General features: G+C 55.1%; 24 protein-coding genes. 11 read left to right on the top strand and 13 right to left on the bottom strand.

Features of this window, described 5'->3' with window-relative positions; translation table 11 throughout:
• Positions 1-1,088: 1,088 nt before the first annotated feature.
• Both HMPREF0577_RS04675 and HMPREF0577_RS04670 read left to right on the top strand, forming a co-directional pair.
• Entirely contained in the window at positions 1,089-2,000 is a 912-nt protein-coding gene (locus tag HMPREF0577_RS04675; protein ID WP_004012553.1) for an HNH endonuclease family protein, read from the top strand.
• Positions 2,001-2,025: 25 nt separating this feature from the next.
• Positions 2,026-2,259, top strand: a complete 234-nt coding sequence (locus HMPREF0577_RS04670; RefSeq protein ID WP_004012552.1) for an excalibur calcium-binding domain-containing protein — start codon at positions 2,026-2,028, stop codon at positions 2,257-2,259.
• Positions 2,260-2,280: 21 nt separating this feature from the next.
• Here the strand turns inward: HMPREF0577_RS04670 and HMPREF0577_RS04665 are convergent, their stop codons facing one another.
• Positions 2,281-2,598 (bottom strand): DMT family transporter, encoded by a 318-nt coding sequence (locus HMPREF0577_RS04665; RefSeq protein ID WP_004012551.1) that lies wholly within the window; start codon positions 2,596-2,598, stop codon positions 2,281-2,283.
• A 443-nt stretch (positions 2,599-3,041) separates the two neighbouring features.
• Here HMPREF0577_RS04665 and HMPREF0577_RS04660 point away from each other — a divergent pair, with 443 nt between their 5' ends.
• Both HMPREF0577_RS04660 and HMPREF0577_RS11800 read left to right on the top strand, forming a co-directional pair.
• A complete protein-coding gene (locus HMPREF0577_RS04660; protein WP_248613692.1) occupies positions 3,042-4,259 on the top strand; it encodes a S1 family peptidase in 1,218 nt (405 codons plus the stop codon).
• 214 nt (positions 4,260-4,473) lie between these two features.
• On the top strand, positions 4,474-4,782 hold the full coding sequence (locus HMPREF0577_RS11800; protein ID WP_231282784.1) for a hypothetical protein: 309 nt from the start codon (positions 4,474-4,476) through the stop codon (positions 4,780-4,782).
• A 321-nt stretch (positions 4,783-5,103) separates the two neighbouring features.
• On the opposite strand, the gene HMPREF0577_RS04650 is transcribed toward HMPREF0577_RS11800, so the two are convergent.
• The 6 genes from HMPREF0577_RS04650 to msrB form a co-directional block, all read right to left on the bottom strand.
• Positions 5,104-5,979, bottom strand: coding sequence for an SDR family oxidoreductase (locus HMPREF0577_RS04650; RefSeq protein WP_004012548.1), 876 nt, complete (start codon positions 5,977-5,979; stop codon positions 5,104-5,106).
• A 75-nt stretch (positions 5,980-6,054) separates the two neighbouring features.
• Positions 6,055-6,405 carry an ATP-binding protein gene (locus HMPREF0577_RS04645; RefSeq protein WP_036342310.1) on the bottom strand — a complete coding sequence of 117 codons (351 nt, stop codon included), beginning with the start codon at positions 6,403-6,405 and terminating at the stop codon, positions 6,055-6,057.
• A gap of 117 nt (positions 6,406-6,522) precedes the next feature.
• A complete protein-coding gene (locus HMPREF0577_RS04640) occupies positions 6,523-7,560 on the bottom strand; it encodes a virulence RhuM family protein (RefSeq protein WP_004012546.1) in 1,038 nt (345 codons plus the stop codon).
• 154 nt (positions 7,561-7,714) lie between these two features.
• A complete protein-coding gene (locus tag HMPREF0577_RS04635) occupies positions 7,715-8,134 on the bottom strand; it encodes a DUF234 domain-containing protein (RefSeq protein ID WP_050756879.1) in 420 nt (139 codons plus the stop codon).
• Positions 8,086-8,628 carry an AAA family ATPase gene (locus HMPREF0577_RS04630; protein ID WP_004012544.1) on the bottom strand — a complete coding sequence of 181 codons (543 nt, stop codon included), beginning with the start codon at positions 8,626-8,628 and terminating at the stop codon, positions 8,086-8,088. Before HMPREF0577_RS04630 ends, HMPREF0577_RS04635 begins: the two co-directional genes overlap by 49 nt.
• A gap of 17 nt (positions 8,629-8,645) precedes the next feature.
• A complete protein-coding gene (gene msrB, locus HMPREF0577_RS04625) occupies positions 8,646-9,047 on the bottom strand; it encodes a peptide-methionine (R)-S-oxide reductase MsrB (RefSeq protein WP_004012543.1) in 402 nt (133 codons plus the stop codon).
• A gap of 265 nt (positions 9,048-9,312) precedes the next feature.
• Here msrB and ahpC point away from each other — a divergent pair, with 265 nt between their 5' ends.
• The 3 genes from ahpC to HMPREF0577_RS04610 all read left to right on the top strand — a co-directional run bounded on the left by ahpC (position 9,313) and on the right by HMPREF0577_RS04610 (position 12,633).
• Positions 9,313-9,876 carry an alkyl hydroperoxide reductase subunit C gene (gene ahpC / locus HMPREF0577_RS04620; RefSeq protein WP_004012541.1) on the top strand — a complete coding sequence of 188 codons (564 nt, stop codon included), beginning with the start codon at positions 9,313-9,315 and terminating at the stop codon, positions 9,874-9,876.
• Between the two features lie 111 nt (positions 9,877-9,987).
• Entirely contained in the window at positions 9,988-11,661 is a 1,674-nt protein-coding gene (gene ahpF / locus HMPREF0577_RS04615) for an alkyl hydroperoxide reductase subunit F (RefSeq protein WP_004012540.1), read from the top strand.
• Positions 11,662-11,688: 27 nt separating this feature from the next.
• Complete coding sequence (locus tag HMPREF0577_RS04610) at positions 11,689-12,633, top strand: hydrogen peroxide-inducible genes activator (protein WP_004012539.1); 945 nt, start codon at positions 11,689-11,691, stop codon at positions 12,631-12,633.
• A 142-nt stretch (positions 12,634-12,775) separates the two neighbouring features.
• On the opposite strand, the gene HMPREF0577_RS04605 is transcribed toward HMPREF0577_RS04610, so the two are convergent.
• From HMPREF0577_RS04605 to glgC, 6 genes are all read right to left on the bottom strand, one after another.
• Positions 12,776-13,096: a hypothetical protein gene (locus HMPREF0577_RS04605; RefSeq protein ID WP_004012538.1), complete on the bottom strand. Its 321-nt coding sequence runs from the start codon at positions 13,094-13,096 to the stop codon at positions 12,776-12,778.
• 263 nt (positions 13,097-13,359) lie between these two features.
• The gene (locus tag HMPREF0577_RS04600) at positions 13,360-14,607 is read right to left on the bottom strand and encodes a type II toxin-antitoxin system HipA family toxin (RefSeq protein WP_248613691.1); all 1,248 of its coding nucleotides are present in this window, start codon (positions 14,605-14,607) and stop codon (positions 13,360-13,362) included.
• A 15-nt stretch (positions 14,608-14,622) separates the two neighbouring features.
• Positions 14,623-14,958 carry a helix-turn-helix domain-containing protein gene (locus HMPREF0577_RS04595; protein ID WP_004012536.1) on the bottom strand — a complete coding sequence of 112 codons (336 nt, stop codon included), beginning with the start codon at positions 14,956-14,958 and terminating at the stop codon, positions 14,623-14,625.
• 163 nt (positions 14,959-15,121) lie between these two features.
• Entirely contained in the window at positions 15,122-15,640 is a 519-nt protein-coding gene (locus HMPREF0577_RS04590; RefSeq protein WP_211579579.1) for a thiamine pyrophosphate-dependent enzyme, read from the bottom strand.
• Positions 15,641-15,722: 82 nt separating this feature from the next.
• Complete coding sequence (gene serB / locus HMPREF0577_RS04585; protein ID WP_036342307.1) at positions 15,723-16,772, bottom strand: phosphoserine phosphatase SerB; 1,050 nt, start codon at positions 16,770-16,772, stop codon at positions 15,723-15,725.
• A gap of 10 nt (positions 16,773-16,782) precedes the next feature.
• Positions 16,783-18,021, bottom strand: coding sequence for a glucose-1-phosphate adenylyltransferase (gene glgC / locus HMPREF0577_RS04580; protein WP_004012533.1), 1,239 nt, complete (start codon positions 18,019-18,021; stop codon positions 16,783-16,785).
• 139 nt (positions 18,022-18,160) lie between these two features.
• On the opposite strand from glgC, the gene glgA reads away from it, so the two are divergent.
• From glgA to HMPREF0577_RS04560, 4 genes are all read left to right on the top strand, one after another.
• Positions 18,161-19,387, top strand: a complete 1,227-nt coding sequence (gene glgA / locus HMPREF0577_RS04575; protein ID WP_004012532.1) for a glycogen synthase — start codon at positions 18,161-18,163, stop codon at positions 19,385-19,387.
• Positions 19,387-20,175 carry an ABC transporter ATP-binding protein gene (locus HMPREF0577_RS04570; protein ID WP_004012531.1) on the top strand — a complete coding sequence of 263 codons (789 nt, stop codon included), beginning with the start codon at positions 19,387-19,389 and terminating at the stop codon, positions 20,173-20,175. Before glgA ends, HMPREF0577_RS04570 begins: the two co-directional genes overlap by 1 nt.
• 89 nt (positions 20,176-20,264) lie before the next feature.
• The gene (locus HMPREF0577_RS04565; RefSeq protein ID WP_004012529.1) at positions 20,265-21,608 is read left to right on the top strand and encodes a glutamine synthetase family protein; all 1,344 of its coding nucleotides are present in this window, start codon (positions 20,265-20,267) and stop codon (positions 21,606-21,608) included.
• A 12-nt stretch (positions 21,609-21,620) separates the two neighbouring features.
• Positions 21,621-24,887, top strand: coding sequence for a bifunctional [glutamine synthetase] adenylyltransferase/[glutamine synthetase]-adenylyl-L-tyrosine phosphorylase (locus HMPREF0577_RS04560; RefSeq protein WP_004012528.1), 3,267 nt, complete (start codon positions 21,621-21,623; stop codon positions 24,885-24,887).
• The last annotated feature ends 46 nt before the right edge of the window (positions 24,888-24,933 follow it).

The raw sequence follows: 24,933 nt of genomic DNA, 5'->3' as shown, positions 1-24,933 counted from the left end.
AAAATCAACGCTACTCAAAATCCTGGGTGTAACGGGGTATTTAATCTAAATTCAGCACTGAATATTGCCTTACCCGTCAAATTTGCTGTGCTGGGATGTGAAAGGGGAGCCGATGATGCGTTTCAAACGTGGGCGTATCTGGCGAAGCTGCGCGGCCTCTAGCACGCTATCACGACGACGCGATGATTAAGCCAGTATTTTATAAAATGCCGAAGTTCTACAAAATATAACCCGTAGTAGAAAAGGTAATGTTGTAACTTACGTTTTTTGTGGTTGGCGCCTCATGAATCCGCGAGTAAACAAGCCGCGACGAACAGCGCAACAAGACCCCGCGATAGAGAATGTGTGTGGTCTGAAGCGTACTGGGTTTTGTTCCGCTTCTTATACGGGGGTCAATTCTCTGACCCGGTGTTGATTATAGTTTGTGATGAGGTGCTTGATCGTCTGCTGGATGCCACGTCTGAGCGTGGGGTGGAGTTGACTGGTCGGGGTGGGTTCCTCAACGAGTTCATTAAAGCTGTTTTGGATCGTGGGATGCGTGCTGAACTCGCTGGCCATCTCGGGGAGTTGCCCCGGACAGGGTGCATTGCAGTTAGGGCTTAGAATCTGGCAGAAATCCGGGATTTTTGGGTGAACCTTCATTGCTTGGTGAAGTGTCTGGGTTTGTTTCCTGGGCGGGTGCCCCGTTTTCTGTTATTTCGCGTTTTCTGGTGCGTTGCCAGTGTTGGTCTTCGATTTATTGTGGCGTTTGGTTGCCCAGGTTTTCGTGTATCCGGGTGGTGTTCCACCATGACACCCACTTAAAAGTCATGATTCTTGCCGCGAGGTTTTTCTCGGTTTGCTGGATTTCCTCGTCCCGAAGTGCCTGTTTATGCCACGCTTGTGCGGTGTGGTGCGAAAACCAGTGGTCGCTACGATGAAGAAATATGCGAGGCCAAGACAAATACGGTGCAGGTAAAATCAGCTTCCCGGTCAAACTATGTGAGGCACTATGAATCCCCCGCGCTCAACATATGCGAGATATGCCGGTTTGTTGTTGAAAACAGGTAGAATTCTGGCTGTCAGGAGGTCTGGACAGGAGGTCTGGAATGAAACAGAAAAGTAACGTGGTTTTTGCTTTAGCGTTGGCCTTTTCGCTGGCCGCATTGCTTGGTTCTTGCGCTAACGAAGCAGGCACTGGTGAGCCGGAACAGAACGAGACCAATGAATCTAGCCAGCCCAGTCAACCAGTCGAAACGCCGAGCATAGAACCCGCACCTCATGAAACTCCCAGTGACCCCGGAGAAACCCCTCCAGCCGAGGAAGCACCTCATGAAACCGAAACCCCCGCCCCACCGGCACCAACGGGAGATGCGCCAAGCGCTACCGTCCAAGAAGCGATGAACCAACTCGAGACGTTACCAGTCAAAGGCCGCGCCCCGAAAACCGGATACGCACGCTCCCAATTTGGGAAACGCTGGAAGGACATAGACCACAACGGCTGCGACACCAGGAACGACATCCTAAACCGGGACTTGAGTGCGAAAACTTACCGACCGGGAACACACGACTGCGTGGTTTTGACCGGGACACTGCAGGAACCCTATACCGGGACGCAGGTCAGTTTTGATAAAAAGAAAGCCGCCAGCGCGGTGCAGATTGACCACGTAGTGGCCTTATCCGACGCATGGCAAAAAGGCGCCCAACAGCTCACGGCGGAACAACGCGAACAACTAGCAAACGACCCGTTGAACCTGCTGGCAGTGGACGGGCGCGAAAACCAACGCAAATCCGATGGGGATGCGGCCACCTGGCTGCCGCCCAACAAAGCCTTCCGCTGCCGATACGTGTCGCTGCAGGTAAACGTGAAAACCAAATATCACCTGTGGGTAACCTCAGCTGAGAAAGACGCGATCACGCGGGTACTGTCAAAGTGCTCTGGTGCGGTTGGGTGGCAGAACAGCACACCGGCAACACAAGTAGGAGCAGACAACAGACTCACCAGGAACTTCTCCGGCTAGCCCTGATGCCGGTAATACAGAAGCCGTGAATCCGCAGCCTGCTGTGGATGTACAGAATCCACCAAATACCGACCCGGCTCCGGCGGTTCCAGCCAACCCGGTTGAGCCGGTAGTTCCTGCGGGGGCGACCCCCGACTATGCAAATTGCCGAGATGTGTGGGATGCCCTGCACCGACCTATCAGTGCTGGCGAACCCGGATTTAAATCCAAGTTCGACCGTGACGGAGACGGGGTCGGCTGCGAAAGTCGCCCCCGCTAGCTGGTGTTCATGAGGAGCCAACTAGTCACTGACCAGTTTGAGGCCGATGACGCAGGCCACAATCCCCAGTATGAACAGGACTTTTAGCACCGAAACTGTCTCGGCTCCGGTGGCAAAAGCCCAGATGACGGTAGTGCCAGCGCCGATGCCGACCCACACGGCATAGCCGGTGCCAACCGGGATAGTTTTCAGCGCATAGGCCAGACCACCCATTGACACGGTTGCCCCGAAAAGAAACACCAGAATGGGGATAATCTTGGTGAAGCCTTCTGATTTGGACAGTGCTGTAGCCCACACGGCTTCGAACATTCCAGAAACTACCAGTATTATCCAGGGCATACGACCCTCCTTTTGGGGCCGTCCCCTGATGAAAACACAGCCGCAGGGTCGTCCCCGAGGCGATACGAGCCTTTCATAAACTACGCGGCAATGTCAAAGCTCTGCTGTTATTGCATGTCACGGGCTTTGTTGTTGCGTACCAGATTCGGTATTAGCATCTGGAAGTGTATTTCCAAAGATTCTTGATTAATCCTAAGATTGGATTCTCGATAATATCACTGGTCAGGTACCTCCTCGCAGAAGACCCTGACATTCCCATAGACTCACAGAAATTATCTAATACCCTGCCTTTTTCCTTTTCGAGGCCCCACGATACGACTGACGCGGCCGCAGTGTAGCCTCTACACGCATACCCACAGAAACAACCCGGGTAGTGTATTTTCGCAATCAATATATATTAAGGTACGCCGGGCTATTGACAGGCTATAAGCAAGATGCTTACAATGTACATTGTATCGATAAAATCGATTGACGAGGGGGTCAATTTTATGCGAAACATCAAGTTAACGGCTTTAATGGCCGCTGTTGCTATGTCCTTATCCTTCGGCGTGGTAGGTGTATCCTCTGCGCAACCATCGCCCAACGTAGGTGAAATTATTACTCCAACAGCCAGAGTGCTGTCCACTGAGGAAGTTGAGGCGCAGATGACACCAGAGAGAGTCTGGGGCACAGAGTTTAACCTCTTTACTACTTGGCTAGAGGAAATTCATCCAGGCCAAAAAGCGTATTCTCGAGTGGATGAGGCGAATTTCACGGCAGAAATTGGTTTCAAGTCTTCCGTCCCTGCCGATGTTCAAGACAAGATTAATGCGCTTTCCCATCCGATTACAGTGGTAACAGATAAAGGGTACTCGCAGTCAGAGGTAGCTCAAGAGATGGAGAAAAGATACTACCAGATGCGCGAAGACCTTGGTAATCAAATTTCGGAAACCGCAGCAACAGTGGACTTTAAAAATGCCTCCATAGAATTTATTATCAATCCTAAAGGTTCCAGTGTGCCAAATTACGATGGGATGAGGCTGACCAAAAAGGTAGAACGGGATTTAGCCGCTTCTCCAATAGATGATAAATTCTCTTTTTCAGTACATATGGACAAAAATTTAAAGGCTACTAAAGAAGTTGTTTATGGAGGTGACAAGACCTCTAGACCTGGATATAAATACCCATATTGCACACTAGGGTTCTCCGCGAGGGGACACGGCGTGGAAAATGCGATACTAACCGCAGCGCATTGCGTCCACAACGGTGTTAAACACAGTGATGGTTCGACGCTGACACCACTAGGTACGCATTCTTCTAGGGATGTTGGGTGGTATTCCTCGACTCAAGGCACATCGAATAGGTTCTATTCTGGAAGTCATTTAGTTACAGCCTCTAATGTGGTTTCACCTGAGGTCGGGAAAACTTATTGTTTTACGGGTGCTAAATCCGGTCAAAAATGCGATGCGGTATTGGCTGTTGAACAGTGTTCCGGACAATACTGTGGATTAACTATGACTCACCACCATTACAGCCAAGGCGGTGATAGCGGGGCTCCCTGGTATGATGGAACCCATCCGGTAGGTATTCACCAGGGGACGATACCTTTGTATGGGTACAGTCGTTCTCTGTTTACCCCTGCAGCCGCAGCGCAGGTTGTACTTGACGTAAGTATTAAGTGAGTCTGTTATGGTCATACGTAGACTGCTAAGCTTGTTTTTTTGTTCATTGCTTGCAGGTTCCTTGGGTTCGTGTGGATTATCTTCAGATAATCCACACGAACCCCGGTCTAAGAACACACTGCTTGGGAAGAATTTAGACGCAGAGGCAGTCGATGACGTCTTGTCGAAACTTAATTGTAACAAGTCAGTCTATGGCCTAGACAAAAATGCTGATTTGGAAAGCCTGAAGCATGTTCCTCTGCAAGGCGCAGCAATTTGTCTGCCCGAGTCGGTCGAAGACAAGACCACGAAACCACGAAAGTTTGTCGGCGACCTAGCTAAACTTAGTGAGGCTTTACAGGCGGCGGATCCACCTCCGGCTGGATCCTGTCTAGAAATGGGTGAACCACTTTTAGGAGTTTGGGTCTTAGATGCAAAAGGTAGCCTGTTTCAGGCGCATATTCCCAATGATGGCTGTTCTGAGCATCTAGGAGATTGGAAAGAACAGAATCTGCCTCAAGAAACGCTGTCAGACTTTCAATAAAATCACAGTCCATCTGCGAACTCACTAAGGTTTTGGTGACGTGAATAAGAGAAAGCCGTTAGAATTCTCCAGTAGAAGAAACGCTGAGCTGGTAATGGAATATTAACGATGTAACCGTTCGCAAAACTGTTAGCGCGTGGCTCTCAAGACTTCGTCTTTGCTTGGTTGTTTGTGGTGCTTCGGCGCACGACAAAATCGTTGCTGTTGCTTAATCGCCTCCGCCGTTTGAGCGCGGCGCTCGTATTGCGTATTTTGTGGTGTTTCGCCTAAAACGCCACATCGGTGGCGTTTTTACGGCTCCACGCTGTTAGCGCGTGGCTCTCAAGACTTCGTCTTTGCCACGCGCCCTATAAACTCATTCATTGTGTCGAGGACGCCGAAGAACTCCACGATGGGATCCATAATCGGCACCGGCAGAGCCTGCGCCAGCTGCACCAGGCGCACAATCGGAGGATTAACCTTAAACTGGGTACCCCGGTCAATCGCGTCCAACACCTGACAGGCAATCTGCTGCGGACGGGCAATCGGCAACACCAGCGGGAACTTGGTCTGCACCCCCTCAAACATGCCGGTAGAAATGTAGTACGGGCAATACAACAGGGTGTGCACGTGCGAACCCATGTGCCGCAATTCCTCCCGCAAAGACTGAGCAAAACCCACGGCGCCGAACTTCGACCCGTTGTAATCACACTGCCGGGGCACCCCCACCAGTCCGGCCGCAGAAGCAATCGTCACCACGGAGCCCCGGTCGCGTTTAATCATTCCTGGCAGGAAATGCCGCGTAGTGCGATAGTGCGCCAGGGTGTTTACCTGGAAAGAACGCTCGATTTCAGCCTGGGTGGTTTCCAAAAACGGCTTGCCGGCCAAAATCCCGGCGTTATTAATCAGAATGTCAACCCGCCCGTACTCTTCCAGCACTGCCTTAGCGGCCGCATCGACTTGCTCATCACTGGTCACGTCCACGGGGTAGGCCGAGGCGCGTAGCGGGCGGGGGAGGGTGGCGGCTTCACGAGTTGCTAGGTCGAGGATTTCGGCGGCGGTTTGCTCGGCGGTCTCGCCGTTTAAGTCCCAAATAATCACGGCTTTCGCCCCGCGCTTGGCGGCTTCCAAAGCCATCAGCCTTCCAATCCCGGAACCCGCTCCGGTAATCAATACGACCGCGCCACGTACCGGCGCCAATTTCGGCCTAAAAAACATTCCTAATCCTCCTTGGGAATCGGGGCGACCAATCACGCCCCGTATTCTACCAACTGGCGGGGTGCCTGGCTGTGTTCAAAATGGGAGTTCGGCGCCGGCTAGGAAGTCGGCGGCATTGAGCTGTGGTATGGCTCCGGTGTCTAGGAGGAGTCTGTCCATGGTTATCAAAGCGCAGTTCGAGCCGGTGGGCAGAGCCTGAAAACTCCGCAGTTCCCGGGTCAAAGTGTCTGGTTCCAGCGCGCTTAGAGCTACTTGGATATAGCGGGTTTCCTCGCCGCGTTGGGCGTAAAAGTCAATTTCGCCTTTGGGGGTTTCCGCGCTTGAAACCTGGTATTCGCGCCGCAGCAGTTCGAGGAATACCATGTTTTCCAGGTCGTGTCCGGTGTTTGAGGCGCGGTGTCCCAGCAGCACATCCCGTAGTAGCAAATTTATGAACTATAGTTAATATTTACGTCACTCTCTACCAATTTATGAACCATAGTTCATATTTCTGCCGATTCTCTAGTGAAGTGGCAGAATCAAGCCGGGCAAGCCCTGGTTGTGTTAGCTTGTCGTCCTTGATTTTTTGCCAGTTTTTGCGGCGATGGATTTGATGGTTTGTAAATATTCTTGTTCTACTGGGGAGAGGTTATCGTTGCGGAATTTTTGGTATTCCTGTCGGGCTTTATCCATTGCCTGCTTGTGGCTGACTGTGCCGCCTCCTTCCAGTACTTGGTTCCCGTTCGCTGCTAGGATGCGGTCTAGGTGCTCTACATAGTCGCTCATGTACATGGGTCGATGGCGCGTGGCCTGTAGTTCCGCGAAGTCGAAGTACCCCGAAACCAGGTTGTTCAGTGCTTTCAGTTCTTCACTGTTTAGATAGTTTTTAGCTACACTGATGCCTTTGGCGGTGGGGAAGTCGCCTTGAAAGACGGTTAGTCCCATAAATGGTTTGGTTGCGTCAGCACGTTCATAGATTACTTCCGCAGCGGTGTGACCGTGGACGGCGTAGTGGAGTTTGTTTTGTACCATTTTGAAAAAGGTTACGGATTCGGCGCTTTTTGGGTTGTAGTCCACGCTGGTGGCGTAGAGATCCAGGACTTGGCGGTACATGACTTTTTCAGAGGAGCGGATATCGCGGATTCGGTCGAGCAGTTCTTTCCAATAGTCTCCACCGCCGAGCTGTTTGAGGCGTGCGTCGTCCATGGTGAATCCCTTGACCAGGTACTCTTTCAACCGTTGGGTTGCCCAGCGTCGAAAGTGGGTAGCAATCTTGGATTTTACCCGGTATCCCACCGAAATAATCATGTCGAGGTTGTAGTAGGGAAGTTCCCTGTTCACTAGTCGTTTGCCCTCGGTGCGAACCTGTCGGAAATTCCGACAGGTTGAGGTTTCTTCCAATTCTCCTTCTTCGTAAATGTGTCGTATGTGCTCTATAACATTGGTGCGGGAGGTCTGGAACAGATCTGCCATTTGCTGTTGGGTCAGCCAGACGGTCTCGTCCACGAAACGCACATTAATCCGAGTCGTACCGTCGTCCGTCTGGTAAATGACCAGTTCACCCTGGCCCCCTGGCTCGACCCCATTTCCGGTATTCTCCATCGGCACACCTCCTCTATCCACTAGGCTCCAGTCTAGCCCGCGTTTCAAACGCCTGTTCCAAGAAGCACGATTACGACCGCCATCAGGCATGGGAAAATGAAGCCAACCACCAACCATCGCAACCCGAACTTGAATCTAAGGTTTGTTAGTGCTGTTAGAGGAAACTGTAGAGCGCGAGGTCGGGGCGTTTTTCGGCAAGGGCAACAAGCTCGGAGGTGAAGCCTTGTTTGGCGTAGATGGCGTAATGTTTCTGGCGCTTTCTAGGCGTGGGCACGAGGGTGCTGCGGCGCTCCAGTGTTTCCAGGACATCCAGGCCGATGGGGCGGTTGACCCACTTGGCTTCCATGAACAGGGTGGTGGTTTTCGACCCGGCTACCAGGTCGATTTCTTCGGCTTGGCGAGTGTCGGGATCAGTGCCCCACCAGCGGCCTCGGGTGGGATAGGACTCTGCGAGCTCGCCCGCAGTATTGGCACGGTCGAACAGGTCGGCCACGATTTGCTCAAAACCCAAGCCCATAAAACTGTTCAGTTCCGGAGCCACTGTTGCCTGGAAGGCGGCACGTCCGGCATACATCTCAATAGGGGAGAGGTTCGGCCACACGAAGCGGTACCAGAACCGGAAACAGCCATCTTGAATTCGGTAAATCGTGTTTCGTCCGCCGCGTCCGCCACCCGGACTGGCACCTCGTGAAACCGAACTCCAGCACCCATCGCACCACGCCCACCCGGAGCCACCCACGGAGACTCGCGCGAGACAATACCCAAGTCAATCAGCGCCTCCAGATAGTTGGTTAACGCGCCGCTAGAAATCCCGGTTTTCGTGGCAATTTGATTGTTTTTCGAGGCTCCCGAGGTGATGGCAGCGAGGATAGTGCTGTAGCGTTTTGGCTCGCGCAACTCCTGTTTCAGCAGGTTATCGGGTTCCTCTACCAGCCGGCCATTGGGCTCGAAGAACAGACGTATCAGATTTTCCTCAGCGGAGGCGGAAGTGTCCACGAAATCCAAGTATTCCGCGACCCCGCCAGTAGCCGCGTAGAGCAGCGCAGCGTCCTCGGATTCCCGTGGCATGAAGCGGTGGAAGCGTCTCAGGAAGCTTTATCTTGTTGGAAACTTAGAGCCACCGAATTCATGCAATATCGGTTCCCAGTGGGGGTCTGGGGTGCGTCGGGGAAAACATGTCCCAGGTGGGAACCACAGTTGGAGCAGCGTACTTCGGTGCGAATCATGCCGTGCGTGGTGTCGGTGCGGGTTTCCGTGGCTCCGGCTTTAGCCTCAAAGAAACTCGGCCAGCCACACCCAGAGTCGAATTTGGTGTTGGAATCAAACAAATCTTGCCCACAGGCGCCGCATTTGTAAATTCCAGTGTTAGTTTCGTAGAGCAGCTCCCCACTGCCCGGTGCTTCCGTTCCAGCCTCACGTAAAACGTGAAAAGCCGCTGGCGAAAGACGTTTTTTCCATTCGGACTCGCTGAGTTGAAACTGAGTCATATAGTTTCCTTTCGTTAGGTGTTAAGGTAATTCTGCAACAGTTTGAGACGCTTGTCAGCTTTTACGTTGCGGAGCATCACTATCAGGAAAACTCGCACTGTGTTGGAATATAACAGGAATTTCGATACCAGCCAGGAAGTTGGGGGTGCCGAAGTGATAAATATAAGATATAAATGTTGAAAAAATTCATAGGTGCTGACTATAATAGTTCGTGTTGGCCGTGTGTATCCAGCGGCACTTCGTACTACAAGGAGGTAAAGTACCAATGAACCTGATGAACACCCAACTCCAAGAATTCAAAACCCAAGCCTACAAAGACGGTAAATTCCTAGAAGTCAGCCACGAAGACGTGCTGGGAAAGTGGGCAATATTCTTCTTTTATTCGGCGGATTTCTCGTTCGTTTGCCCCACGGAGCTCAGTGACCTGGCCGAGCACTACGGGGAACTGCAAAAGCTCGGCGTGGAAGTCTTCTCCGTTTCCACCGACACCCACTTCGTGCACAAGGCTTGGCACGATACCTCCGAGGCCATCGGAAAAATCCAGTACTACATGCTGGCCGACCCTTCCGGGCAGATATCCACAAACTTCCAGTGCCTGCGCAGCGGGCAAGGTCTGGCCGACCGCGCTACTTTCCTGTTAGACCCCCAAGGTATCATTCAGTTCTTCGAATGCACTTCGGAAGGAGTGGGACGCAACGCCGAAGAATTGGTGCGAAAGGTTAAAGCCGCCCAGTACATTGCCGCCCATCCCGGTGAAGTCTGTCCCGCCAAGTGGGAAGAAGGCGAAGACACCTTGGCTCCGTTCTTGGATTTGGTTGGCAAAATTTAGGCTTTAGGTTGACAATAGGGCTGGCACCTCATGAATCCGCCCCAAACCCAAACCCCGCCGAAACAATGAAGCTAACCGTCCCCAACCAAAACGAAGCGAGTGAATAATCCGATGACAATCCTAGATGACAAGCTTACCGCCCAGTTGCGCGAGTTATTGACGAAAGTGCGTGAACCCATCGAGCTGGTCGCTGCCCGGAACGACAGCGAAACCTCGACCAAGATGCTGGCTTTGCTGCACGAAATCGCAGAGCTAAATGGGCAGGTCACTGTAGACGAGGCAGACTATGAACTGCGCCCGTCCTTCGCGATTCGCCGTGCGGGAGACCCCACCGTCAAAGTGCGTTTCGCCGGAGTGCCATTGGGACACGAATTCTCTTCGCTGGTGCTGGCCTTGCTGCAGGTCGGGGGACATCCCGCCAAGATTAGCGACACGCAACGCGAAGCCATCGAAGCGTTGCCGGCTCACCAACTGCGCACCTATATGTCGCTAGGATGCGCAAAATGCCCGGATGTGGTGCAATCCCTAAATACCATCTCGATTATCAACCCCAAGGTGGAACACCTGGTTGTGGACGGCGCGGCGTTCCAAGATGAAGTCGAAGAACTGGGGATTATGAGTGTGCCGGCCGTGGTGGAAGGCGAGGAAATTATCTGGTCGGGATTGGGGGAACTGGACGACTTCATCGGTCTTTTGGGTGGGGCAGAAAAAAAATTGCCGGCCGGCGTGCCGAAACCCGCCGGAATCTCAGACGAACCGGGTCAGCCTGCCCTCCCTGCAACATCAAACGCCGTCGAGAATCCATCGGCGGTTGAACCCTACGAGGTGCTGGTGGTTGGGGGTGGCCCGGCAGCGGTTACCGCCGCGATTTACACGGCATGCAAAGGGATTCGCACTGGGCTGGTCACGGATCGGCGTGGTGGCCAAATTCTGGACACTGACGTGATTGAAAACTACGTGTCGCGGGTACAAACCACCGGCAAGGATTTGGTGCGAGATTTTTATCAACATCTGGGCAGCTACCCGGTGGATTTGTTTATTCCGCAACTGGCTGTGCAGCTGGTGGCTGGTAAAGGGGATAGCTCGGGTGGCTCCGGGTTCATGAGGGGCTTGCTGAAAATCGTGACAAACCGAGGCGCGAACTTGGAAACAAAAACGCTGATCATCGCCACCGGTTCCGGGTGGAGAACCCTGGGTGTGCCAGGCGAAGAGGAATACCGCAACCGAGGGGTGTCGTTTTGCCCGCACTGTGACGGTCCGCTGTTCAAAGGTAAGAAACTAGCGGTGGTTGGGGGCGGTAATTCCGGAGTGGAAGCTGCGATTGACCTGACCCCAATTGCGGCGCACGTCACCGTGGTGGAGTTCCGTGATGAGCTCAAGGCCGATCAAGTGCTGGTCGACGAACTGCGCCGCCGGGACAATATCGATGTAATCACCGGGGCACAAATCACCGAGATTTTTGGTGATGGCAAGCGGGTGACCGGGCTGAACTATCGGGATCACCACTCGGAAACGATGAAAACCTTGGAACTGGGCGGGGTGTTTATCCAAATTGGGATGCGTCCTAATACGCAGTGGCTGGAAGGCGTGGTGGAGTTAAACCAATGGGGACAAATCGTGACCGACAATCGGGGAGCCACCAGTGTTCCCGGGGTTTATGCGGCGGGGGATTGCACCAATCAGCCCTATAAACAGATTGTGATCACCCAGGGTTCCGGGGTGGGGGCGGCTCTGGGGGCGTTTGAATACCTGATTCGTAGCGGTGCGCTCCAGAAAGCATCCTAGGCGCGGGAATATTGACTGAGGCAAAGCATGAATCTGAAGGATTTAGCGTATTTCGTAGCGCTAGTTGAGGAAGGAAGCTTCACGAAAGCTGCCGCCCGGATGGGGGTGAGTCAACCCACGCTCTCGACCCAGGTTAAACGCTTGGAGCAAGACTTGGGTGCCAGTTTAGTGGAACGCTCCACCCAGAAGTTGATTCTCACCCCGGTGGGTAAAGAAGTGGCGAAACGAGCCGAGGACATTGTGTTAGCGGCTTCTGACTTGGAACATGCCGCTGCGGCTCAAGCCGACTCGGGAGCCAGTGAGATTACTTTGGGAATTTTCCCGACGCTGTGCCAGTATTTTCTGGCGCATTTGTTGCCGCTGCTGCGTCGGGAGCGTCCGCGTTTGCGGATGCGTTTTGTGGAATGCCGTTCCCCGGTGTTGAAAGAGAATCTGATCGGTGGAGAAGTGGATGCGATTCTTTTGGCCGAGCCCTTCGAGCATCGGGGTGTCACCCAGGTACCTTTGTTCCGCGAGGATTTCTTACTGGCGGTGCCTGCTGGTAGCGAGTTAGAGCAGCCTGGGGAAGTGCATATGGAGGATTTGAAAGAAACCACTTTGACTCTAGTGAACCAAGATCACTGTTTGCGGGGGCAAACCGAAGAGGTTTGCCGCGCGGCGGGCGCGCTGTCTTCCCAATTCGCGGCAACTTCCCTGGAAACATTGCGGTATTTGGTGGCCTTGGGTGAAGCCGTCACTCTAGTCCCGCGCCTGGCTGCTTGCCCTCCGATTGACCAACCGGAGGGAATGGTATTGCGCGAGTTCGCCGCCCCGAAACCCGGGCGCGACATCAGCCTGTTTTGGCGAACCAGCAGCGGCTTGAACCCCGTATTGGAGGATTTCGCCGCCCTGATACGCCGCGCTTTCACACCTAGTGCTACGGCTCCACTGCTGACATATCAGATGAATACAATCACTTTATCCAACTCGTGATTTGAAAGAATGTAACATTAGCTAAATGTGAAGAACTTCATTGTTAGCTGTGCTATTAATTGTATCGCGTACTATAGAAAGGAATACGGTAAACGCGGCGCAAGCAAAAAAACACAGTCCGCTTGGAATGAGTACAACTCCATCAGCTAGAACCCCAATTAAGATACATGTTATGGTATGGCCACCAGTCTTTGGTTTGATACCGGTTTTTAGCACCAGCGAGTGTGCCCGATATCGCATGATGTTCCAGGCCGTCTTTCACGCTGTATTGAACCCCCTCTATGACTATCGGAGCGGGATTGTAGTCCACAGTTTCTGCGCAATTGGCCACTTCAAGCGCCTCGCATATCGTTTCTTTTTTTGTCTCCCATTCGGAAGCGGTGGCGACTGATGACGCTGGCAGAAAAGTCAAACTTGCTGCAACAAATGTGGATAAAAGTATGGTAATATGCTTCCTTTTCATAAGATTCTCCTTATGGCTAGTCGCCACAACCACAGTCGTTATGATGCATTGTTAAAGCCCGCGCCCACTGCTGTACTACAGATAGGTGTGAATTGCAAGTTACCGGCGTACTTCATATTGTTTGTACCACGAAACTTGGGGGTAACCCCACCCGCAGACATTTAACGAAACGCATTGTAAACCTCCTCAAGCGAAATCCCAGGTCACAGGACTATGTGTGCGTTCGATCCCCGGCTCTCGCGCCGCTAAACATCCACGGACATTTAGGAATCTGTTGCGGGGGAGGGCAGCGGGTGGTTTTCCCAGATTGAGGGGTGAAACATCCCGGCGGTCAGCTCGGGGCTCAGTTCGGTTTCATCGAACACCTCGGTAAAAGCGTCGCGAGCCGCTGCCAGTATTTGCTCTATAATGTGTTGCCCGTCAGCCTTGGATAACCCGTAGCAGCAAGACGCTGCAATCAACACGTCGAGGCGCGATTCTCGTTGGCCATCTGCGCCGAAACTGATGGCCTGGTTGGAATCCCAACTTGCGCCGCGCACCGGTTCGATGTCGAAAGCTGGGGTCAGACGCATATGCGCCCCATCCCAAAATACAGCGTGGTTGCGGGCGTGGTCGTCGTTATTCCCCAGCATAATATTGGCGGCAATACGCCGGAAAATCTTTTCCCCCACTGAGTTCCCGAAATCACCAGTGTCGCTAACACCACCGGCACCGTCGCTGACCCCGCCGCCGTGTTGCACCAGTTGGAAATACAACTGTCGATACGAGGTGTAACGTGCGGTCAGCTCTGATTCCCCGGAAAGAGTCAGCAAAGACAGCACCGGAATCCGCCCGCCCGTCGCATCGCGATCAAACCGCTGCACCACCAAGGCATCCCTGCCATTCAGACTGGTCAGACGAACTTTCGCAGCCTCCACACCCATTCGCGTGGCCAGCAAAGTCGCGAACGCCTCGCGTCGAATAGACATCCCCGTATCGCTGGTAGATAGCTTGATAATCTCGCGGGCAGTAGCGATTTTCGGCTTCGCGCCCCCAATCGAAGTCCCATGCACCAACGCCAGCCCAGCCGCGCGGGAAAGCCGGCGCTGGGACAGCAGCAACTGAATATCAGCCTCCAAAGCCTGCACATCAGTATCTTCCAGGCGGGGCACATATTGGCTGAGCGAAGCTTGAAAATCCAGGTTCCCAAACCGGTTCGACCCCGATTCCAACATATAGGTTTCCAAGGATTGCGGCTGACCACCGTGCTGGTAGTCAATCACGTTTTGCCCCCATCCATCAGGCAGCGCATCCCGAAACACTCCGTGCATTTCCAAGCCCGGTGGGGCAATGAACTCCCTTTCTTCTAGCGGCAATCCCGGTTGCAAGGCATAAGCCAGCGGGTGATCCAGATAGCTTTTGCCATAAACAAAGCTGTAGCGTCCCTCTGGGCTGGGAGCGAGCCTACCTGCCACCACCGGCCGCGTGGCACCCGTAAGCCACACCCACACTGCTATCGATTGCGCCGCCATTCCCATCACCTGGCCTTAGAAGTCGTTGTCGAGTTTTGTTTTCGCATGTACCCGCGCCGGCAGCAAGGCTACGTAGCGCTCTGTGGATGCCTTTAGGCGTGCCAAGCTCACCGGGTCATCGGTGCCGAACAGCGGAATCCCCAACACCCGCATCACCTCAATGGTAGTGCCGATACTAACCGTGGGCGATCCGGTTTCCAGCGAAGCAATCGTGCGCGGCGAACATCCCGCCAAGGCCGCCAACTGGGCGCGTGACCACTGTTGGTTCGTTCGCGCGGTGCGCACCTGGCCACCCAGAATCGCCAGCGCATCCTTCGTTGCCGCTTCCGTTATCGGTTTATGTCGCCCCATAAGGCACCACCCCCGACTCCATGCAATACTCTATTATTCACACGCTTGATAATATCAAAGTATTGCATTAAAACTTGGGGTTTGTATTATAAAAGCCTGATATGTGATGTTTGTTACGGACACAAGTAAAGGAACTGTTGACTCAGCCCCGGGCACGCCGAGCTTACTTGATGTACTGGGATTCCAGGCCTTCCGCTTCCAGGAATTCGCGGAAGGGAACCAGGTATTGGGCCTCGTATTTCTCGCGGTAGGCACTGATTTCTGACTCCGAGAACAGCTTCGGATTCAGTTTCAGGGTTTCCACCGGAATCGGGCGGTCGGTGGTAATCTTGCAGTCCACAGCCACGGTATGACCGGCCTTATTAGCGGCCACGGCTTCCTGCATCACCCGGTCAATATCCTCAATCCGCGAGACCGTGAATCCCTTGGCTCCCTGGGCTTCGCTAATCTGGGCATAGTCCACATCGGTGAAGTCAGTACCAAAGAGGTTCTTGTTGGTGTTCTCGTACTTATTCTTGATGAAAGCGTATTCCAGATTCGTGAACACCACGTTTATCACCGGCAGTTTGTGATGCACATTAGTAACCACATCGGGATAGGTCATCGGAAAAGCCCCGTCACCAATGATGTTCCACACTTGCCGGTCGGGATAAGTATTCTTCGCTCCAATCCCACCTGGCAGGCCTCATCGACCAGTTTCGGCAGTTGCTCCGGATATGCCACCCGGCGGTTGTACGCGGCAATAAGGGGTAAAAATCCGCGCTCTAAGCGGGTAGCAACAGTGCGGCCGCCGCCGCCAGATTCGGAAAGGGAAGGCGCGCATCGGCGACATCAGCCAGCGCTGGCTTGGCGCAAAAAGCGATGCCCAGCCCGGCACGGGTCACCATCTTCAGGTCATTCGCCCCGTCACCCATAGCCACGCAGCGCTCAACCGGAACACCAAGCTGTCCAGCCCAATCAACCAAGGCTTGTTCTTTGGAATCGGCAGTGACAATCTCGCCTAAAGACCGCCCCGTTAGCACCCCGCCGGCCACCTCAAAACGATTCGCCAACACGTAATCCACCCCGGCCGCCCGCGCTTTTTCCTCTACCAGCTCAACAAAACCACCGCTGACCACCCCGAGCCGGGTGCCATTGCGACGAAAAGCCGCAATCATTTGGCTGGCACCTAATGAAAAATCATAAACTTCACGCACTGCCTCTAACGTGTCCACCGACAGCCCCGCCAAAGTCCCCATCCGGGCACGCAGCGAAGCCGCAAAATCCAGCTCCCCGCGCATCGCCGCCGCTGTAATCGCCGCGACCTGCTGTTGAACCCCGGCTTGAGCCGCCACCAAATCAATGCCCTCGCCAGCAAACAGGGTCGAATCCGCATCCATCACCACTAAAGCTGGACCTAACCTAGCCATTTCCCCGACTGTCACCGCCACCGCGAATCCCGAGGCGCCACCTGCAAGGCGATTCGAGCTTGTTGGGGTTCCCTCGCCGGTAGTTGTGTCGTCAATGGTCGTGTCGCCAGACCCCAGCTCGGCTTCGAGGTCTCTCGTCCAGCGGTTTCGTGCGGCGTGTTCCACTTCATGAGGCGCCATTGTAGAAACCGAGCAACGCCACACATCCCCGACCTTGCCGGGGGGGTCGACTTGCAACTCATGAAGCCCGAAACCAGTGACGCGCGAAACCAAACGCGCCCAGACCGACGGGGATAACAGAGCTGGAGAATCCGAAGACAACAACGGGGCTGACGGAGACACCCCACCCCGACTGCCGTCCCACGCACAAGTAAAACGCAGTAAGCCAGATACAGATATAGTCACGGATACTATTCTAGTTTTCCACCCGCGTTCCCTTGGGAACCACGGTGATGCCCCCGTCGCTGACTATGAAACCACGGCGACGATCCGCTTCCAGGTCAACCCCGATGGTGACGCCCTCGCCCACATAGACATTCTTGTCCAGAATCGCGCGATCCACCCGAGCACGACGCGCCAAAACCACCCCATTCATCAACACTGAATCCGACACATGCGACCAGGAATTCAGCCGCACTCCAGGGGATAGAATTGAGTGCACACAACGCGCCCCCGAAATAATCACGCCGTTAGACACAAATGAATCGATAGCGTGCCCCATGCGGGAATCATCCCCGTAAACAAACTTCGCCGGAGGCATCTGACCGCCGGTATTAGTCATAATCGGCCAGCGCGGGTTATACAGGTTGAACACGGGATGCACCGAAATCAAATCCATCGAGGCCTCAAAATAGGCATCAATCGTGCCGACATCACGCCAATAGTCCCGGTCACGGTCAGTGGCACCAGGAACCTGGTTCCTGATGAAGTCATAACAGTTAGCTTCGCCGTGTTCGACAAAAAACGGCACAATATCACCACCCATATCGTGGTTGGATTCCTCGTTTTTGGCATCCTGCGCCATGGCTTCAAGCAAGGCCTTAGTGGTGAACACGTAGTTACCCATCGAAGCTAGTACTTGGTCGGGTGCGTCCGGCAAGCCCACCGCGTCCTGGGGTTTTTCACGGAAAGCGGTAATCCTGTCCGATTCGTCGGCTTCAATCACCCCGAAAGCCGAGGCCAGTGCCAATGGCTGGCGAATCCCCGCCACCGTTGCGGGCAGCCCCGAAGCGATGTGAGCGTCGACCATCTGGGAGAAATCCATGCGGTAAATATTGTCCGCCCCGATAATAAGCACATAGTCCGGGTCATCATCCTTGATGATGTTCAGTGACTGATAGATGGCATCAGCCGACCCCATGTACCAGTGTTTTCCGGTGCGCTGCTGGGCGGGAACCGGAGCCACGTAGTTGCCAAGGATATTCGACATGTGCCACGCGGTAGCAATATGCCGATCCAGGGAGTGGGATTTGTACTGGGTCAGCACAACCACTCGGTGGTAACCCGAGTTGACCACATTAGACAGTGCGAAATCAATTAAGCGGTAGTGACCGCCAAAAGGAACCGCAGGTTTAGCGCGATCCTCAGTGAGGGGCATGAGGCGTTTGCCTTCGCCCCCGGCCAAAATAATCGAGAGTACTTTAGGATTTGCCACAAACCTAGCATATGTTAAAATTTCGGGACTTTGGGGACTTTTCCGAGCCAAATTTAAATTATTTTTAAGGTAGGTTAGGAGGGAGGGCAGCTGTGGCACTGAGCTAGGCGTTTAAAATATCTGATTGCGAGGGGTAAAAATGCGTGTTGACCTGATGACTCGAGAGTACCCGCCCCACATTTACGGCGGTGCCGGGGTACATGTGGAAGAACTGGCAAAGGTGCTGCGAAATCGCGTTGAAGTGCGTGTTCACTGTTTCGACGGGCCGCGAAATCCTGGTGAGCCCGGCGGGGAAACGGGGGTTACCGGATACGACTATCCCGGCGGCCTGGACGATGCCAATGCGGCGCTGCGCACCTTAGGGATGGATTTGCGCTTCGTCACTGAAGCTGAGGGTGCGGATTTGGTTCACTCTCACACTTGGTACACGAATATGGCGGGATTGTGGTCGAAGCTGATGTATGACATTCCCCTCGTGATTACCGCGCACTCTCTGGAGCCGCTGCGTCCCTGGAAGGCCGAACAGCTGGGTGGGGGATACCGGCTGTCCTCTTGGTGCGAGAAAACCGCTTACGAGGCTGCCGACGGAATCGTGGCTGTGTCCCGAGCGATGAAGGACGACATTTTACGGTGCTACCCAGCGGTTTCCCCCGAAAACGTGCATGTAATCCACAACGGAATCGACCTTTCCTCTTGGGATGCCACTAAAGTGACGGCCGAATATCGCCGCCAGGTGTGGGCTGAATATGGCCTGACCGAAGGCCGCCCCACCGTTGCTTTTGTCGGACGCATCACTAGGCAAAAGGGTGTACCGCATTTGCTGCGTGCCCTACGGGAAGTCCCACGCGATACTCAGGTAATCCTGTGCGCCGGGGCACCGGACACCAAAGAGATTATGACCGAAGTAGAGGGGCTGGTTCATGAGCTGCAAGCCGAGATGCCAGGCGTAGTGTGGATATCAGACAAGCTGAATCGACAGGAGCTGGTGGCGTTGCTTAGTGGCGCTACCCTGTTTGTTACGCCCTCGGTTTACGAACCCCTGGGGATAGTGAACCTCGAAGCGATGGCGGTGGGTCTGCCAGTGGTAGCCTCTGATACCGGGGGGATTCCCGATGTAGTGGTGGATGGGGAAACCGGCTATCTGGTGCCCCTGGAACAGGTCAATGACGGCACCGGCACACCAATTAACCCCGAGAAATTCCAACACGACATGGCCGAGCGCATCAATGAACTGCTGCGTAACCCTGCCCGAGCTGCCAAGTTTGGGGCGGCCGGCCAGAAACGTGCCTCCGAGTATTTTACCTGGGAAGCAATTGGGGATAAAACGGTGTCCATGTATGAAAGCATTCTCGCGGGACGCTCCTGATGCCAGAAATAGTCAAGTGTGAAAATGTCAGTTTGTGGCGCGGGGACACCACTATACTCCAGAACATAAACTGGACGATTTCCCTGGGACAACACTGGGTGATTCTGGGGTCAAACGGGGCGGGAAAAACGACTCTGGTAGATATGCTGGCCGGGAGAATTTACCCCTCCCAGGGCTCGGTACGGATTCTTGATGAAGCCCTGGGGCGGGTGGAAGTCGCGGAAATCCGTCAGCGGGTGGGGTATTCCTCGCCAGCGTTAGCCGCCCAGATTCCCGGCACCGAAACCGTGTCCCAAGTGGTGCTTTCCGCCGTGTGGGGAGTGACCGCTTCCGGACGGGAAACCTACGAAGACATTGATCGAATCAGGGCGGACTCCCTGATGGAACTGTTCGAGGTCACCACCCTGCGCCAGCGTCGTTTCGACACCCTGTCCCAGGGTGAAAAACAACGGGTCATGGTGGCCAGGGCTCTGATGATTGACCCCGAGATGCTGATTCTAGATGAACCGGCCGCGGCTTTGGATTTGGGGGGGCGGGAATTACTGCTCGAGGGACTAGCGGAACTGGCTCGAGACCCCAAGTCTCCGGCGATGGTGATGGTGACGCATCACCTGGAAGAAATCCCGCCCGGATTTACGCATGTCTTGGCGTTGAAAGACGGGAAAATTTTTGCTGCCGGGCCAATAAACCGGGTGTTGACCAGCGCGGTGTTGAGCCAAATGTATGATTTGCAACTGGACGTAACCCAATCCCGGGGACGCTACAGTGCCAAACTAAGCTCGGCTTGAGGGCTGGCACCTCATGAAGCCGAAGAAAACTCCAGGCGAAAAACGCAACCAAGCCGGCGAAAACTCCAAACACACCTGAAAGGAAACACATGGACTCCCAACAAGAACACGTAATCCGCCAAGTTGCCCAGCGTGACGTGAGGCATGTCCGCCTGGTGTTCGTCGATATTCTAGGAATCCAGAAATCCGTGACCATCACGCCTGGCGAACTGGAGCGCGCTTTTACCGAGGGTGTGGCCTTCGACGGATCCTCGGTCGAGGGCTTCACGCGTATCAGCGAATCGGATATGCTGCTGTTTCCCGACGCGAACACCTTCCAAGTGGTGCCCCCGATTGGGGAAAATTCTGCGGATTTTGTGGGGCGCATGTTTTGCGACGTATTCAACCCCGACGGTACCCAGTCACACGCCGACCCGCGCTACATCCTGGAACGAACCATGGAACGAGCGGAACGGCTGGGCTTTGTGCCCTATATTCATCCCGAAATCGAGTTTTATCTGTTCCGACCCCCCGCCTCGGTGGAGGAAGAACTGATTCCGATAGACGACGGGAGCTATTTCGACCACGTGTCAGGCTCGGTCGGTAACGAATTCCGTCGCCGCGCCGTGCAAGTCCTAGAGGAACTGGGGATTTCCGTGGAATTCACCCACCACGAGATAGGACCTGGACAATACGAGATTGACCTGCGTTCCGTCGATGCCCTGTCATGTGCGGATAACTTCGTGACCCTGCGGGCGATTGTTGAAGAAATGGCTTTGGCCGAGGGATTGTTGGCGACTTTCATGCCCAAACCCGTGATTGAATACCCCGGAAACGGCTTGCACCTGCATTTTTCTTTGCATGAAGGCAATCGCAATGCGTTTTATGACCCGGCGGCGGACTATCACCTTTCGATTGTGGGGCGGCAATTTACAGCTGGGCTGCTGCATTATGCCAAAGAGATTTCGGCGGTGGTCAACCAACATGTGAATTCGTATAAACGCCTGTGGGGCGGCAGCGAGGCACCGGCGTTTATTTGTTGGGGACATCACAATCGCGGGGCGCTGATTCGCGTGGCGGATCACAAACCGGGGATTCACACTTCCACTCGGGTGGAATACCGCGCTCCGGATCCTTCTTTGAATCCGTATCTGGCCTTCGCCTTGATCATCGAGGCCGGGCTGCGCGGCATTGAACAGCGCCTGGAGCTGCCCGAGGAAGCCGAAGACAATGTGTGGCAAATGAGTGATGCGGAGCGCCGCGCGGCCGGGATTCCGGTGTTGCCGCGTTCCTTGGCGGATGCGCTGGATTACCTGGTGGAATCCGAGTTGGTGCCCATGGTTTTAGGCGAGGAAGCCTTCGATTTCGTGTTGCGAGCGCGTCACGCCGAATGGGAGGACTATCGCCACCAGGTAACCTTGCAGGAAAGACGTCAGTTGTTGCATCTGCAATAGGCAGGGGTGCCCATGGCGCGGGAATATTCGCTGACCACAGCGCTTTTGACGGCGGGGATTCGCGAGGTCTCCCGGGGCAAGACCCTGTTGGAAGACCTTGTGGCGCGCTGTCCGGAGCTGGATATCCCGGTTTTGGTGGAATCCTTGGGACGGGTGGCCGACCCGGATTTAGCTTTGTTGAATTTGGCGCGGGTTTTAGAGGGCACTTCAGGCACTTCAGGCGGGTCAGGCGCGGCGGATGCGTCTGCGACAGTGGGTGCCTCGGTTGCGTCAGGTTTGCCGGTTGCGGGGGATACGGTTTCACGAGGTGCCATCTCGGATTCCAGGCGTAAGGGCACCGCTGAATCGGTCGAATTTCGAGGAATAGGCACGCGGGCTTTGCGGCTGCTGGGCTACTCCGAGTTTTTCGGCACCTATTTAGCGGCTCACCCGGGGGTGATTGCCACGTTGGAAGACGAACCGCAACCTGAAACCTTCTCGCACCGGCTGCTAGAAGCGGTGGCGGCGCGCAATCTGGGAGATGCGGAAAACCCGTGTTGGGTGGCGGGGGAAACGGCGGACGTGTTAGCACTGCGCCGTGCCTATTATGCGAATCTCGCGCAAATTGCGGCCGCAGACTTAGCCCGCGACAATCTGGCCAGTGCAAAGACCCAGTTCGAACCTACCGCTACCGCGATTTCTGCTTTGGTGGACGCGGCTTTGGAGGCCACCCTGGCGCTGGTGCGCCGCGACCTCGACCCTTACGGCGAGGTCGCTTTCACCGTGATTGCGATGGGGAAGGCCGGGGCGCGAGAGCTGAACTATATCTCCGATGTGGACGTGATTTATGTTGCCGAGCCGCGTGTTTTTGGTGGAGAATCGGGGTACGGAGAGGGACAACCCTCATCCTTGGCCACCCACCAGGTTTTGAGCCGTGCCACCGACATGGCGGTGGCTTTGGGTTCGCTGTGCTCGGCCACCCTAGAGGAACCTGCCCTGTGGGTGTTGGACACGGCTCTGCGTCCCGAAGGCAAGGATGGTGCTTTGGTGCGCGGCGTGGAATCACACCGGGAGTATTACGAGCGCTGGGCGAAGGCTTGGGAATTCCAAGCCTTACTGAAGGCTCGCCCCGCCGCCGGCGACCGAGCTTTGGGGGTGGCGTATCTTGCGGCTATCCAACCCTTCGTGTGGCAGGCCGTGGAACACGAGGGCTTCGTGGAGGAAACTCGCGCGATGCGCCGTCGGGTCGAGAAACTTCTCGATCCCAAAAAGGCGGGGCGTGAAATCAAACTTGGGGTTGGGGGTTTGCGTGATGTGGAATTCACCGTGCAGCTGTTGCAACTGGTGCACGGTCGAGTGGATGAAAGCCTCCGAGTCGCCGCCACCCTGGAGGCTTTGCGCGTCTTAGTGTCTGGCGGGTATATCGGTCGTGATCAAGGCGAGGAGCTGGCCAATCACTACCGTTTTCTGCGAGTTTTGGAACACCGCGCCCAGTTGGGGCGGATGCGGCGGACGCATTTGTTTCCCACGGGGATGGAGCTGCGGCGCGTGGCGCATTCTCTTGATCCCGAACGTTTCGTCGCTGAATTGGCGCTGAAGACCGAGTGGGAAACGGTGCGCGCCCGGGTGCGCACCCTGCACGAGGAAATCTATTACCGACCCTTACTGCCGGCCTTGGCGAAACTCAGTGCTGGCGAGGCTTCTTTAGACCGCGAGGCCGCCGCTTCCCGGCTAAAGGCGATTGGTTACCGTGACCCGTTGCGCGCCTTGGGACACATCGAGGCTTTAACTCAGGGGGTGACTCGGCGCGCCGCGATTCAACGGCAACTGCTGCCCGTCTTGCTGGGCTGGTTCGCCGATGGGGTGAATCCCGATGATGGTTTGCTGGCTTTCCGTCAGGTTTCCGAGGCTTTGGGGGATACTCACTGGTATCTGCGCCTGTTGCGGGATTCCGGGACGGCTGCGAAACGCTTGACGACTTTGTTGTCGTCTTCGCCGCTGGTGGCTGGGCTTTTGCCGGAGAATCCCGAGGCGGTGGCCTGGCTGGATGATGACGTGGAACTGGCATTGCGCAGCCGCGAAGAACTCGAGACCGAGATCCTAGCGTCCTTCGAACGCCAGGCTGACCCGGGTCTTTGTGCCCAGCGTTTGCGCGATATTCGCGGGCGGGAATTGCTGCGTTGTGCCATCGTGGATGTGTTGGGGGGAATCGACCCGCTGCGGGTTTCGCTGCGGCTGGGGGCAGTGGGCGAGGCTGTGTTGGCTGGTGCCCTGGATTTGGCTTTACGTCGCCTCGGTACGGGAGCTGGTGCGGTGCCGGCATCGGGTGCGGTTTCCTCTGGGGGTGACCCCGGGGTTCATGAGGTGCCAGTCCAAGGCTTGGCTACTTGTGGTAAATATGCCCAGTACTTGATAGTAGCGATGGGACGTTTTGGCGGGGGTGAGAGCGGCTATCCCACCGATGCGGATGTGGTGTTTTACTATCAGCCCCACGATTCCAACCCTGAGGCCGTCCCGGCGGCGGCCATGGAAGCCCAGCAAATCGTGGCGATGATTCGAGAAATCCTGGGGGGAGTGGAACTCGGATCGTGGGTGGTGGACACGGATTTACGCCCCGAAGGGAAAGCCGGGCCGGCCGCCAAAGACCTCGACACTTTGGGTGATTACATGGCGCGCTGGGCTGAAATCTGGGAGCGCCAGGCTCTGTTGCGAGCCAATCCGATTGTGGGCAGCGCGGAGCTAAAAATCCGCTTTCAAGAAATCATTAATCCCTTTCGCTACGAGCAACCTCCGGATGAAAAGGAAATTAAATCCATCCGTCGGCTTAAAGCCCGGATGGAAAGCGAACGGCTCGGCACCCAGACTTTTGGTGTCACTCGCTCCCGTTCGGTCGGCTCACTGGCCTCACGTCAAGTGAAACTGGGGCCGGGGGGATTATCAGATGTGGAATGGGTGGTGCAGCTGTTGCAACTGTGTTTCGCGAAAGACCATCCCACCTTGCGCACCACCTCGACCCGGCAAGGCTTGCAAGCCGCCTGTGCTGCGGGGATAGTCGCTCCGCCGGATGCCCAGATTCTAGACGAAGCGTGGCTGTTGGCCTCGAAAATCCGGGCGGCGAATGTGCTGGGTTCGGGGCGTACCAGCGGTAAGAAACTCGACGTGGTGGCCACCGACAGGTTGCTAGTCACCACCGCTGCCCTGTTGGGTTATCCTGAAGGCTTCCAGCAAGACCTCCTGGAGGACTGGATGCGCACCGCCCGGTTGGCTCGTGCCGTGGTGGAAAAGGTGTTTTATGAATAAACCCCAAATTCCCTGTCAAGTATTTACTTATTTGAGACCAGGACAG

Source organism: Mobiluncus mulieris ATCC 35243 (assembly GCF_000160615.1).
GTDB classification, from domain to species: domain Bacteria; phylum Actinomycetota; class Actinomycetes; order Actinomycetales; family Actinomycetaceae; genus Mobiluncus; species Mobiluncus mulieris.
Note: the sequence above shows the minus strand (reverse complement) of the source record. Positions and strands in the feature narration are given on the sequence as shown.